Origin of the sequence: Methylorubrum subtropicum, from assembly GCF_038442325.1 — a bacterium.
Lineage (GTDB): Bacteria > Pseudomonadota > Alphaproteobacteria > Rhizobiales > Beijerinckiaceae > Methylobacterium > Methylobacterium subtropicum.
The window spans coordinates 327,902-341,410 of sequence record NZ_JBBXMW010000001.1 but is presented as its reverse complement, the minus strand read 5'-3'; the positions used below and the strand labels follow the sequence as shown (position 1 = coordinate 341,410).

Sequence of the window (13,509 nt, the reverse complement as noted above, 5' to 3'; positions counted from 1 at the left end):
CCGCCCTCAGATCTTGGTGGAGGCGTCGCGGATCGCCGCGACGATGTTGGGATAGGCCGAGCAGCGGCAGATGTTGCCGCTCATCCGCTCGCGGATTTCCGCGTCGGTGAGCGAGGCTTTTTGGGTCAGGTCGTCGGTGACATGGCTCGGCCAGCCCGCTTCCAGTTCCGACAGCATGCCAGCGGCGGAGCAGATCTGGCCCGGCGTGCAGTAGCCGCACTGGAAGCCGTCATGGTGCAGGAAGGCGGCCTGCAGCGGGTGCAGCGCCTCGCCCTGGGCCAGCCCCTCAATGGTCGTCACTTCGTCGCCCTCGTGCATGGCGGCGAGCGAGAGGCACGCATTGATGCGCCGCCCGTTCACCAGCACGGTGCAGGCGCCGCATTGGCCGTGGTCGCAGCCCTTCTTCGAGCCAGTGAGGTCGAGGTGCTCGCGCAGGGCGTCGAGCAGCGTCGTGCGGGTATCGAGCGTCAGGTCGTGCTGCTGGCCGTTGATGGTGAGCGAGACCGGCATGGTCTGCGGCTGCGGATCGCCCGCGGCCGGGGCGGCCACCGCCTTGCCGCGGAGCGTCGCCCCGAGGGTGGCCAGCGCGGCGCAGCCCTCCATGATGCCGCGGCGCGTCGGATCGAACCGCGTGTCCCGCGTCGAACGTGCTGTCATGCCTCGCCGTCCCGCTCATCCGCCGGGCGGCGAGCGCCCAGTCTGGAATGGATCGAAATCTGGAGGCGGAACGCCGCAAGCCGCCGGGTTGATCCCGGCGGCCCGCCGCGCCTCTATGGCGCAGCCGTTCGGATGTTCGGAAAAATCAGCTCCAGGCGTGGAACGGCGGGTTCACGCCGTTGAGCGCGTGGTTGCCGACGATGGCGACCTTCCAGCGCACGGGATCGTGGAGCGTATGGGTGCGGGCGTTGCGCCAGTGGCGGTCGAGGTTGTGCTCGGCCAGCGTCGAGCGGGTGCCGGACAGCTCGAACAGGGTGTTGGCGGCGGCGAGCGCGACTTCCGTGGTGAGCACCTTGGCCTCCGCGGTCGCGATCTGCGCCGCCGCGACGCTCTCGGCCGTGGGGGTGGCCACCGCCGCGTCGATGGCGAGGCCGGCGCGATCCAGCAGCGCTTCGGCCGCGTGCTGGCGGATGGTCAGGTCGCCCACAGTGCGGATGGTGTAGGGGTCGTCGGAGGCACGCTCCTGGCCGGAATCGATCCAGGGCCGGGCTTTTTCGCGCACGAACCGAATCGTCTCGTCCAGCGCTTCCCGACCGATGCCGGCATCGACCGCCGCCTGGATGATCTGGAAGATCGCCCCGTCCGCGCTCGGATGCTCGTAGCCGCGCCACGCCGGCACGAGGCGGTGTTTCTCCACGCGCACGTCGTCGATGATCACCGTGCCGCTGGCGGTGCCGCGCTGGCCGAAGCTCGACCAGTCGTCGATCACGGTGAGCCCCGGCGCGTCGCGATCCGCGATGGCGTACCACGCGCGACCCTGCTCATCGAGGGCGACGATCGGCACGAGATGAGCGAGCAGCGCGCCGGACGCGTAGAACTTCTGGCCCCGCACGATCACGTGGTCGCCGTGGTCGGTGAAGCGGGTCTCGAACTCGGCGGCGCGCTTCGTGCTCTTTTCGGAAAACGCGTTGCCGAAGCGGGTGCCGGCCAGTACCTCGGCGAACAGTTCGGTCTGCTGGCCTGCGTCGGACACCGTGCGGATCGCCGCGACGATGCCGAGATGGTTCTGGGCGATCTGGGCGATGGAGGGATCGGCCGCGGCCAGGATGGCGATCACCTGCGCCAGGGTCCGGTACGAGACTTCGGGCCCGCCATGGGCCTTGGGGACGTTGATCGACCACAGGCCGCTTTGGGAGAACGCGTCGAGTTCCGTCAGCGGGCGGGCGTGGGTGCGGTCGCGCTCCGATGCGCCCTCGCGGAATTGTCTGGCGAGGTCGTGGGCGATGCGGATCGCCTCGGAATCGTCGCGGATGACGTGGGCGGGGGATTGGGGCCGGGCGGGGCCGGGCACGCCCTGCGGCCGGCTGCCGGCTTCGGCGGTGGTGGGGCTGACGGCGATGGTCATGAGGGGCTCCGTCGTGGGGGAGAGAATGCGATGTCCCACCCGTCCCCTCATCCTGAGGTGCTGCGCAGCAGCCTCGAAGGAGGGCTCCAGGGATCGCGCGCAAGCTGGAGGGCTCCTTCGAGGCCTCCGCTATGCTCCGGCACCTCAGGATGAGGGGGATGGATGGGAGGATGGGGTTTGTCTCAGGCGGCTTGCGCGCGCTCCGCCCGCGCCGCCTCCAGCGCCCGCACCCGCGGGATCACCTCGTCGCCAAAGTACTTCACCTCCTCCTGAAAGTGCAGGAAGGCGAGGAGCGCGAGGTCCACACCGACCTCCTTCAGCGCGACGATGCGCTCGGCGATCTGGTCGGGCGTGCCGATCAGGTTGGTCTTGAAGCCGTCGTTGTACTGGACGAGATCCTCGAAGGTGGATTTCGCCCAGTTGCCCTCGCCCTCGGGGGAGGCCTTGCCGGCGTTCTTCACCTCGTGGCCGAAGGCCTTCACGGCGTCCGGGTCGGCGTGGTCGATGATTTCTTGGAGGACGGCGCGGGCCTCTTCCTCCGTCTCGCGGGCGATGACGAAGGCGTTGACGCCGACCTTGACCGAGTGGCCGTTCTCGCGCGCCTTGGCCTGGAGGTCGGCGACCTGGGCCCGGATGCCCTCGGGCGTGTTGCCGTTGGTGAAGTACCAGTCGGAGACGCGGGCCGCCATGTCGCGGGCGGCGCGCGAGGAGCCGCCCTGGAAGATCTCCGGCAGCCGCCCCGGCTTCGGCTTCAGGGTGTAGTCGCTGTAGCGGTAGAAGTCGCCGCGGAAGGTGAAGTTGTCCTGGGTCCAGATCCCGCGGAGCGAGCGGAGGAATTCCTCCGAGCGGCGGTAGCGCTCGTCGTGGTCAAGCCAGGGCTCGCCGATGGCGCGGAACTCGCCGGAGAACCAGCCCGAGACGAGATTGATGGCGATGCGCCCCTCGGTCAGCTCTGAGATCGTTGCGATCTGCTTGGCGGCGAGCGTCGGGTTCCACGGGCCGGGCAGGATCGCGGCGATGACGGTGAGCCGGGTGGTCGCGGCGGCGAGCGCGTGGCTGAAGGCGACCGATTCGTGCTGGTACTCGGCGCCGTAGCCCGCGGTGAAGCGGATCTGCGTCAGCGCGTAGTCGAAGCCGGCCTCCTCGGCGATCTGGGCCAGCTTGCGATTGTAGGCGGCGTCCCAACTGGTGCGCTGAGGAATCTTGCTGATGACGAGGCCGCCCGAGACGTTCGGGACCCAGTAGGCGAAGCGGATCGGCTCGGACGATGTACGGATGGACATGAGGGGCGTCGCTCGGGTTCGATGATCGTGTGAAGTCGCGGGAGGTGGGTTCGGAAGCTTCGTCCAGTCTCGCCGCGGCGTTGCGAAATCATCGCCGTGTGCTCGCGCTTCGTCAAAGGAATGATCGGGCGTTTTTCGGCGCCGGTGGGAAAGGTCGTTCTTCGAAAATTCGTACCGATGCGACGAACGTTTTCCTGAATACGATATGCCGCCTGAAGGATGGGGCGCCTCTCCTCCCCCTTGCGGGGAGGAGGTAGGAGGTGGGGGTGGTTCAGGAGGCACCGGAACGCTCGATCCTGCCCGACCCCCACCCCTACCCCTCCCCGCAAGGGGGAGGGGAACCTGCGTTCATCCCCGAAACGAAAAGAGCCGCCCCGGCGGGGGCGGCTCTTTCATCGCGAAAACATCGTTTCGTTCAGTACACCCCGCCGGCCTGGGCGGCGGCGCCGGCGTCCGGTGGGACGGTGGCGGGCGGGCCGGAGGGCGCGGCGACGTAGGCGTCGGGAGGGGCGGTGCCGGGCTTGAAGGCTTCGAGGATGGTGCCGCCGCCCTCGCCGGAGCCGGCGCGGGTGCCGGACGAGGCGTTGACGCGGATCAGCTTGATGCCCGGCGGCACGCGGAACGGCGTCGGCGGCTTGTCCTTGAGCGCGACCTTCAGGAAGTCGAGCACGATCGGGGCGGCGAGCCCGCCGCCGGTCGCCCGGTCACCGAGCGACTTCGGCTTGTCGAAGCCGAGATAGACGCCGACCGCGAGATCGGGGGAGAAGCCGACGAACCACGCGTCCTTGGCGTCGTTGGTGGTGCCGGTCTTGCCGGCGAGCGGCTTGCCGATCTGCTTGAGCAGGGTGGCGGTGCCGCGCTGGACCACGCCCTCCATGATCGAGACCATCTGGTAGGCGGTGAGCGGGTCGAGCACCTGCTCGGACTCGTCGACGAGCTTGGGCTCGTCCTGGCCCGACCACTTCTCGGCCTCGCAGCCGATGCACTTGCGGTTGTCGTGGCGGTAGATCGTCTCGCCGGTACGGTCCTGGATGCGGTCGATCAGCGTCGGGCGGATGCGCCGCCCGCCGTTGGCCAGCATCGAGTAGGCGGTGACCATGCGCATCACCGTGGTCTCGCCGGCACCCAGCGACATCGGCAGCACGGGGAGCAGGTCGTCGTAGACGCCGAAGCGGCGGGCGTACTCGGCGATCAGCGGCATGCCGATGTCCTTGGCGAGCCGCACCGTCATCAGGTTCTTCGAGTGCTCGATGCCGTAGCGCAGGGTGTGCGGGCCGCCGGACTTGCCGTCGTAGTTCGAGGGCGACCACGCCTCCTGGCCGGGGCCGGCTTCGATGGTGATCGGCGAATCCTGCACCACCGACGAGGGCGTGTAGCCGTTGTCGAGCGCCGCCGAGTAGACCAGCGGCTTGAACGAGGAGCCGGGCTGGCGCATCGCCTGGGTGGCGCGGTTGAACTCGGATTCGTCGTAGGAGAAGCCGCCGACCATGGCGTGGACGCGGCCCGTATAGGGGTCCATCGCCACGATGGCACCCGACACCTCGGGCTTCTGGCGCAGGCGGTAGAGGGCGCGGCCGGTGTCCATCGGCTCGACATAGACCACGTCGCCGGCCTTGAGCGCCGAGGCGACGGCGCGGCCGGTCCACTTCACGCCTTCCGCGGTGATCGAGCCGGTCTCGCGGTCCTTGGAGACGGCGCCGGAGGCCTCGCGGCGGGGCTGGAGGCCGATCTGCGCCACGCCGCCCGAGGTGCTCAGCACCACGGCGAGCCGCCAGGGGGCGATGTCGCCGAGCGCGGGCATCTCGGAGACGGCCAGACCCCAGTCGCGGCCGACGAGATCGACCTGCCGCTCGGCGCCGCGCCAGCCGCGGCCCTGGTCGTAGCGCACGAGGCCGTCCACCAGCGCCTTGCGGGCCCAGGACTGCATCTTCGGATCGAGCGTGGCGCGCACCGACAGGCCGCCCTCGTAGAGCTTGGTCTCGCCGTAGCGCTCGGAGATCTCGCGGCGCACTTCCTCGGTGAAGTAGTTGGCGTTGGCTGCGTTCGGGAAGGCGACGCGCGGGTTGATGCCGAGCGTCTGCTTCTTCGCCTCGGTGGCCTCGGCCTGGGTGATGTAGCCGTTCTGGGCCATCAGGCCGATGATCTCGTTGCGGCGCGAGAGCGCGGCCTGCGTCTTGCGGTAGGGATGGTAGTTGTTCGGGCCCTTCGGGAGGGCGGCGAGATAGGCCGCCTCGTTGATGGTCAGCTCGTGGACCGACTTGCCGAAATAATCCAGGGCCGCGGCGGCGACGCCGTGGAGGTTGCGGCCCGGAACGATCGTCCCCAAGAAAATCTCGTTGAGGTACAGCTCGAGGATCTTGTCCTTCGAGTAGGTCGATTCGATCCGTAGCGCGATCAGCGCTTCCTTGATCTTGCGGTCGTAGGTCTGCTCGCTGGAGAGCAGGAAGTTCTTGGCGACCTGCTGGGTGATGGTCGAGGCGCCCTGCTTCTTGCCCGACTGGGCGTTGGTCAGGATCGCGCGCACGATCCCCTCGGGGTCGATGCCGCCGTGCTTGTAGAAGTTCTTGTCCTCCGCCGAGAGGAAGGCGGCGACGATGATTTTGGGCATCGCCTGGATCGGCAGGTAGAGCCGGCGCTCGTGGGCGTATTCGGCCAAGAGCGAGCCGTCCGCGGCGTGGACGCGGGTCATCACCGGCGGCTCGTAATTGGCGAGCGCGGCGTGGTCGGGCAGGTCCTGGCTGTACTTCCAGTAGAAGAACGCGCCCGCGGCGGCGGCGATGCAGAACATCACCGCGCCCGCCGAGAACAGGAAAGCGAAGAATCGCAGGATGAAACGCATCCGGTGTCCGTCCGTCGCTCGTCCGCTGCGCGCTGGAAGCTCGGACCCGGCACGTGGACGGCCGACCGGCTCAGGGCTCGTGTCGAGGCCGAGCCCGATCCGCGCGGCGTGTGGCGGACGGAGGCCTCTCGTGAAGGCCCCGTATCGACACCGGTTCTATGGTGAAACTGGGGCGATGGAGGCCGCCTTGCGTGGGCTGGCCGGCGCGGGGCGGGACAGCGTCGCCCGGCCGGCGAAGAAAAGATCGACGGCTTTCGCCATCGAGCCCGTCACCTTGGTGCGCCACTCCTCGGAGAGCAGCTTTTCGAGGTCGCTCTTGCTCGACAGGTAGCCGAGTTCGACCAGCACGGACGGCACGTCGGGCGAGCGCAGCACGCGGAAGCCCGCCTCGCGGTGGGGTTTCGAACTCATCTCCATCACCGGCGAGAGCTGGCCCATGAGCTTGCCGGCGAACCCCGCCGAGAAGCCGCGGGTCTCGCGCAGCGTCAGCTCCTGCAGGATGTCGGCGACGTCGCTCGCCCCCTCCCCCGTGTCGGAGCCGCCCGCGGCGTCGGCCTTGTTCTCGCGCTCGGCGAGACGGGCCGATTCGCCGTCGGTCGCCTTCTCGGAGCCCGTGTAGATCGTGGCGCCCTTCACCTGCGGGGCCGAGGAGATCGAATCGGCGTGGATCGAGACGAACAGGTCGGCCTTGGCCTCGCGGGCGATGCGGACGCGCTCGGACAGCGCCACGAACACGTCGCGGTCGCGGGTCATGGCGATGCGGTAGCGGCCGGTCGCCTCCAGGCGCTGGACCAGCGCCTGGGCGAAGCCGAACACGATGTCCTTCTCGTAGACGCCGGTGGCTGCAATCGCCCCGGGATCGATGCCGCCATGGCCCGCATCGATCACGATGAGCGGCCGGGTGTCGGCGCTCTCCCGCGGGGCCGGCGCCTTGGCGGCGGACGGGTTCGGATCACCCGCGACCGACGCCTTGCGGAAGGCGTCGCGCTCGACCCGGCGGAAGGGAATGGTGACGAGGGTCGCCCCGCCGCGCGTCGTCGCCGTCTCGATGCCGTCGACCACGGCGGGCCCGGCGAGATCGACGACGATGCGCGAGCGGCCGGGCGCGAACAGTCCGTAGCGGAACGAGGCGACGACGCCCTCGCGCTTGCGCCCGGCTTCCGCACCGACCTGAAAGTTCACCTCGGGCAGATCGATCACGGCGCGGTCGGGCCGCTCCATCACGAAGGCGCGGGCCTCGACGGGCTTCGACAGGGTGAGGACGAGCTTGGTCGTTCCGCCCTGGCTCGCGAGATCGGCCGCGATGGCGACCGCCGCGTTGCGGGCGGGTCCGTCCTGCGCCGGCGCCGGGCCGGCGAGCAGCAGGCTCCCGGCGAGGGCCAGGGAACGGAAAAGTCCGGAGCGAAAGGTGCGGGTGCGCGGCTGCATCGGTCGGCCAAGGTTCCGAAAGCCTCCGATACGGGATACGGCCGGGATGGTTAACCGTTCCTTGCCGCTTGGGCGTCGGTTGCCGGGCCGCTGTTGTGCTGGAGTGACACCGGTTGATTCAACATCGTCGTGCTGCATCGAGAGCAATCCAAGATGCCGACGCTCATTCGAGGTGTCACGCTCGTCGATGTCTATAGAAATAATTTAAAAATATTACTTCTCGACGCCTGGATGATTAATGTTTCGTGTTAAATATCAGAATAATTGCTATTCTGATTTTGAACCTAGTTCCAATTTGCCTCTAAACATATTTTTCTTTAAATTCCGAGAAATCAGTGATATGAATCCGATCGTGCCGGGTTTTAAATATATGCCGGTATTGTCATTGAATGCTGAGCATAGGGGGCGCCGCGATGGCGATCGTAAAACAATTTGCGGGCAATCGAGAGGAATTCTCGTCGGTGTGGCTGGCCGAGGAGTACGGATTGAAAACCGACTCGATTTTTGAAGTTCTCGACGCAGATACGCTGGCTGCTCGACAAATATTCTACGGAAGCGACTTCGAATATTCCGGGTTTTTCTATGACGGCTTTATCAAAAAGATGCATTTCTTTGGGTATTCAGGAAAGCTGGCGTCTGAGTGGGACGGTGTGAATATCACGGTCTCGACCTATCGTGATGCCCTTACGGTCGGCAAGAATTCGGATGAGCTGTGGCAGATCATACTTCGCAAGAACGACAAGATGTATGGCTCGGCCGAGAACGATCGCCTTTGGGGTTCCGCGGGCTCCGATTTCATCGACGGCGGCGCCGGGTCCGATCTCCTGACCTTCCAGGCGTATGACGGCGCGGTGCGGGTCGATCTGGGCCGGGGCAGGGCCGTGACGGACACCGGCGTGTCCAAGGTCATCAACATCGAGGACGTGGTCGGGAGCCGGTACGGCGATACGCTGATCGGCAATGCCCGCGCCAACGAGCTGCAGGGCCGTGAGGGGGACGACGTCCTCGACGGCGGCGGCGGCACGGATACCGCGAGCTACCGCGGGGCGACGGACGCCGTCGTCGTGAACCTGACCCGGGGGACCGCCAGCGGCGGCGCCGGAGACGACACGCTGATCCGGATCGAGAACGTCCTCGGATCCCGTTTCGCCGATACCCTCATCGGCAACGGCGGCAGGAACCTGTTCGACGGCGGGTTGGGCGATGACAGGATCGACGGTCGCGACGGATTCGATACCGTCACCTACGCGATCGCGCCCCGCGCCGTGACGGCGGACCTCCAGGCGGGTCATGCCACGAGCGGGTTCGGCACGGACCGCCTCGGGTCGATCGAGGGGGTGATCGGCACGGCCTTCAACGACAAGCTGCTCGGTAACGGTGTCGCCAACGCCCTCTCGGGCGGCGCCGGCAACGACGTTCTCAACGGCCGATTGGGGAAGGACACCCTGTCGGGCGGCGGCGGCAGCGATACCTTCGTGTTCACGACGAAGCTTTCGGGCGGCAACATCGACCGCATCACCGATTTCAGCGTGCGCGAAGACGCCATCCAGGTCGATGATGCCATCTTCACCGCACTGGATGCCGGCCGGTTGAAGGCGGCCCAGTTCCATACCGGCAGCGGCGCCCACGATCGGGACGACCGCATCGTCTACAACGCCAAGACGGGGGCCCTGCTCTACGACGCGGATGGGAGCGGTGGGGCCGTCGCGCAACAATTCGCGACGCTCAAGGCCGGGCTGGCCCTGACTTACGCCGACATCGTCGTCATCTGATCCGCCCGGATCGCGGTCCGATGCAGGCTCGCTTCGCCGGAGCGCCGCCTCGGCGGAGGGAGCCTGCGGCCGCGGCCGTCCTATCCGGCCCGTCCACCGGGGGCCTCGGCCTCGGCGGCCTCGCCGTCGGGAGCTTCGAAGGCCCGCTTCCAGGCGGCGTGGTCGTCCGAGCCTTCCGGGTAGGGATTGGCCTCGGCCGGGTCGCCGCGATAGCGGGCGCGGCGTCCTTCCCGGGTTGCGGAGGCGAGCGAGCTTTCCGGGAACGACACCGCGCATCTCCCTGAATCGTGCAGCGACAGGAAATTCCGTGCGCGGCCGGTGGGTTCACCGGCGGCCGGGTATTTTCGGCCGTGGCGCCGAGGGCTGCGTCAACGCACGAGCCCCTTGGCATGAGCCCCTTGCATTCATCCCGCGACACTCTGTAATGGTATCGACCCCATTCCCGAGCCGGCGCTTCGGCGGCCCTCGGGGGCGCCTGGGTCCCGTGACGGCGCCCGCCTCGCTCGAATCGCTTCAGCGTTCAGTCGGCGCCTCCCGGCATCCGGGCGGGTGTCACGGCGTTCGCAGCCTCCTCGGGCTTATCCGGGGGGCGTCGCGCCCACGAAATCCCAAAGGGCCGCTCGACGGTCCGCTCAGTTCGCGAGGCCGGTTCGAGGATGGGAGGACGCACAGCATCGGTTGCCGCTGCTCGTGCTCGTGGCGCGCGGGTTCCGCGTCGCCCCGCGTCTCCCCTCGTGCCGGCCCTGTTCAACCCCCAGCGCGCCGATGCCCGGCGCCGTACGGCGGTTGACGGCAATCCCCTCCCCGCAGCTTCCGCGACCTCGGCGACGAGGCCGGCACGCGCCACTCCCCCTCCGGCCCTGAGGCCGGGGGCGGCGCCGCCGGGACCACGCGGCGCGCGCTCGAGGGAAACGACGTCGGCCGCCATGTCGAAAGCTCGTCATGGCCAACAACAAGATGCTCATCGATGCGACGCATCCGGAGGAGACCCGGGTCGTCACGGTCCACGGCTCTAGGGTCGAGGAATTCGACTTCGAGGCCGCCAACCGCCGGCCTCTGCGGGGCAACATCTACCTCGCCAAGGTGACCCGGGTGGAGCCCTCGCTCCAGGCGGCCTTCGTCGAGTACGGCGGCAACCGCCACGGTTTCCTCGCCTTCAACGAGATTCACCCGGACTACTACCAGATCCCGATGGCCGACCGCCTCGCCCTGCTGGAGGCCGAGGCGCGCGAGGAGGAGGAGCACCGCGAGCGCGAGGAGCGCCGCACGCGGGGCCGCCGCTCGCGCGGGCGCCGGGCCGAGGCCCGCGGCGCGCGCAGCGACGAGACCGTCTCCGCCGAGGATGCTTCGGAGTCGGCCGTGAGCGCCGTTCCCGGCGAGGGCCCGGCTACCGATTCCGACAGCCCTGAGGCGATCGAGGCCGTGCGCGCCGCGATCGTCGAGGAGGGCGGCGAGGCGGCGTCTTCGGAAAAGACCCCTTCGGAAGAGACTCCCGTGCCCGGCGGCGACGCCTCCGCGGCGCTCCCCGAATCGGCCCTGGAGCCCGGCGCCGAGGCGGCGCTGTCCGAGTCCGCCGAGCCGAAGGTCGAGCCCTCCGACATCGCCGCGATCTCCGAGGCGCCGAACCCGCCGGTCGAGGCGGCCGAGCCGGCGGCTGCCGTCGAGGCGGCGCCCGCCGAGGCTGCGCCGGAGCCGGTCGCCGCGTCCGCCCCCGTCACCGAGGAGGCCCGCGCGGTCGCGCCCGAGTCCGACGAGGAGTTGGACGAGGACGAGGACGACGAGGATTCGGACGACGACGAGGACGATTCCGACGAGGACGACGACGCGGACGAGGACGACGAGGAGCACGACGAGGACGGCGAGCCGAAGGTCGCCCAGGTCGGCGGCGCGGGCGACGCGCTGGCCGAGATCCCCGAGCGCCCCCGCGCCTATCGCCGCCAGTACAAGATCCAGGAGGTGATCAAGCGCCGCCAGATCATCCTCGTGCAGGTCGTCAAGGAGGAGCGCGGCACCAAGGGCGCGGCGCTCACCACCTACCTGTCGCTGGCCGGCCGCTACTCGGTGCTGATGCCCAACACCGGCCGCGGCGGCGGCATCTCCCGCAAGATCACCTCGGCCGCCGACCGCAAGCGCCTGAAGGAGGTCGTGTCCGACCTCGACGTGCCGGAGGGGATGGGGATCATCCTGCGCACGGCCGGCGCCTCGCGCACCAAGCCGGAGATCAAGCGCGACTTCGAGTACCTGATGCGCATGTGGGAGAGCGTGCGCGAGCTGACGCTGTCCTCGACCGCGCCGGCGCTCGTCTACGAGGAGGGCTCGCTGATCAAGCGGGCGATCCGCGACCTCTACAACAAGGATCTCGATGAGGTTCTGGTCTCGGGCGAGGACGCCTACCGCGAGGCCAAGGACTTCATGCGGATGCTGATGCCCGGCCAGTCCAAAGTGGTGAAGCCCTACCGCGAGACGGCGCCGCTGTTCGCCCGCTACGGCGTCGAGCAGCAGCTCGACGCGATGTTCTCGACCCACGTCTCCCTGCGCTCGGGCGGCTACCTCGTCATCAACCCGACCGAGGCGCTGGTCTCGATCGACGTGAACTCCGGCCGCGCCACGCGTGAGCACGACATCGAGGACACCGCGCTCAAGACCAACCTCGAAGCGGCCGAAGAGGTCGCCCGCCAGGTGCGCCTGCGCGATCTCGCCGGCCTCGTCGTGATCGACTTCATCGACATGGAGGAGAAGCGCAACAACCGCGCGGTCGAGAAGCGGCTCAACGAGGCGCTCAAGAACGACCGGGCCCGCATCCAGGTCGGGCGCATCTCGCCGTTCGGCCTGCTGGAGATGAGCCGCCAGCGCATCCGCACCGGCGTGCTCGAATCCTCCTCGATCCCCTGCGCCCATTGCGGCGGCTCGGGCTTCGTGCGGGCGACCTCCTCGGTGGCGCTGCACATCGTGCGCTCGCTGGAGGAGGCGCTGCTCAAGTCCGCCTCGCACAACCTGATCCTGCGCACCCACGCCGAGGTGGCGCTCTACATCCTCAACCAGAAGCGGGCGCATCTCTTCGATCTGGAGCAGCGCTTCTCCGTCACGATCACGGTCGTGGCCGACCCCCATCTCGCCGCGACCTCGCCGTTCGGGCTCGACCGCGGCGACCTCGCGGTGAAGAACGCCGCCCCGGTCACCGGCATTCGGGCGACCGCGATCTCGCCGGCCTACGACGCGGACGACTTCGAGGACGAGGTGGTCGAGGAGGAGGCCGTCGAGGCCGAGACCGAGGAGGCTCCTGCCGCCGAGAGCCGCCCGGCGCCGGAATCCAACGAGGAGGGCGGCGGGCGCCGCCGTCGCCGTCGCCGCCGTCGCGGCGGACGCAACGGCGAGGGCGAGTCCCGCGCCGACGGCGACGAGAACGGCCAGGACGGCGACGAGGGCCAGGACGGCGCCGACGAGTCCGACGAGGGCGAAGGCACCGAGGAGGCCGGCGAGGCCGCGACCGGTGAGGCCACGCAGGCCGCCGAGCCGGCCGAGGCCGCTTCCGACGAGGACGGCGAGGGCAACGGCCGCCGCCGCCGCCGCGGTCGCCGGGGCGGTCGCGGTCGCGCCCGCAGCCGCGACGAGGGCCAGGATGGCGTTCAGGACGAGGCGAGCGGCGATGCCGACGAGGGCCAGGACGCGGTCCGGGCCGAGACGCCCGTGGAGGAGACCGCCGCCGACACCCTGCCGGTCGGCCCGGAAGAGCCCGTCCCCGCCGCCGACGTGATCACGGTCTCGGTCGATGCCCGCGACGGCGCCGCCGCCGCGCCGCCGCCGGTCGTCCCCGCCCCCGAGGCCGAGCCGGTCGCCGCGGAAGCGCTGCCGCAGCCTGCCCCGGCGCCCGAGCCCGCCCCCGAGCCGGTGGCCGTGGTCCTCACCCCCGCCGACCCGAACCGCCCGAAGCGCGCCGGCTGGTGGTCGCGCACGAAGGCCGCGATCAGCGGGGAGTGAGTGGAAGGACAGGGGCCGGGATCGTTTCCGGCCCCTGCCGCCAAGTCTGCTTCTGCGCGGAACAGACCGGTTCTCATCTTCATTTCCCGCCGTCATTCCGGGGCTCGCCAAAGGCGAGAACCCGGAATCCACGACTGGCCGCGACGG

The 13,509-nt window shown here is 69.1% G+C and carries 8 protein-coding genes; 2 read left to right on the top strand and 6 right to left on the bottom strand.

Annotated elements, in window-relative coordinates:
* Positions 1-6 precede the first annotated feature (6 nt).
* The 5 genes from paoA to AAHG03_RS01590 all read right to left on the bottom strand — a co-directional run bounded on the left by paoA (position 7) and on the right by AAHG03_RS01590 (position 7,612).
* Positions 7-657 (bottom strand): aldehyde dehydrogenase iron-sulfur subunit PaoA, encoded by a 651-nt coding sequence (paoA, locus tag AAHG03_RS01610; RefSeq protein WP_342148243.1) that lies wholly within the window; start codon positions 655-657, stop codon positions 7-9.
* A gap of 145 nt (positions 658-802) precedes the next feature.
* Positions 803-2,062, bottom strand: coding sequence for an SfnB family sulfur acquisition oxidoreductase (locus tag AAHG03_RS01605; protein ID WP_342148242.1), 1,260 nt, complete (start codon positions 2,060-2,062; stop codon positions 803-805).
* A gap of 182 nt (positions 2,063-2,244) precedes the next feature.
* The gene (gene sfnG / locus AAHG03_RS01600; protein WP_342148241.1) at positions 2,245-3,345 is read right to left on the bottom strand and encodes a dimethylsulfone monooxygenase SfnG; all 1,101 of its coding nucleotides are present in this window, start codon (positions 3,343-3,345) and stop codon (positions 2,245-2,247) included.
* Between the two features lie 415 nt (positions 3,346-3,760).
* The gene (locus AAHG03_RS01595) at positions 3,761-6,184 is read right to left on the bottom strand and encodes a penicillin-binding protein 1A (protein ID WP_342148239.1); all 2,424 of its coding nucleotides are present in this window, start codon (positions 6,182-6,184) and stop codon (positions 3,761-3,763) included.
* Between the two features lie 156 nt (positions 6,185-6,340).
* Positions 6,341-7,612, bottom strand: a complete 1,272-nt coding sequence (locus AAHG03_RS01590; RefSeq protein ID WP_342148237.1) for an N-acetylmuramoyl-L-alanine amidase — start codon at positions 7,610-7,612, stop codon at positions 6,341-6,343.
* A gap of 413 nt (positions 7,613-8,025) precedes the next feature.
* Between AAHG03_RS01590 and AAHG03_RS01585 the strand changes: the two genes are divergently transcribed.
* Positions 8,026-9,384, top strand: coding sequence for a calcium-binding protein (locus tag AAHG03_RS01585; protein WP_342148236.1), 1,359 nt, complete (start codon positions 8,026-8,028; stop codon positions 9,382-9,384).
* An 80-nt stretch (positions 9,385-9,464) separates the two neighbouring features.
* On the opposite strand, the gene AAHG03_RS01580 is transcribed toward AAHG03_RS01585, so the two are convergent.
* Positions 9,465-9,653 carry a hypothetical protein gene (locus tag AAHG03_RS01580; RefSeq protein WP_342148235.1) on the bottom strand — a complete coding sequence of 63 codons (189 nt, stop codon included), beginning with the start codon at positions 9,651-9,653 and terminating at the stop codon, positions 9,465-9,467.
* Between the two features lie 673 nt (positions 9,654-10,326).
* On the opposite strand from AAHG03_RS01580, the gene AAHG03_RS01575 reads away from it, so the two are divergent.
* Positions 10,327-13,362: an Rne/Rng family ribonuclease gene (locus tag AAHG03_RS01575; RefSeq protein ID WP_342148233.1), complete on the top strand. Its 3,036-nt coding sequence runs from the start codon at positions 10,327-10,329 to the stop codon at positions 13,360-13,362.
* The last annotated feature ends 147 nt before the right edge of the window (positions 13,363-13,509 follow it).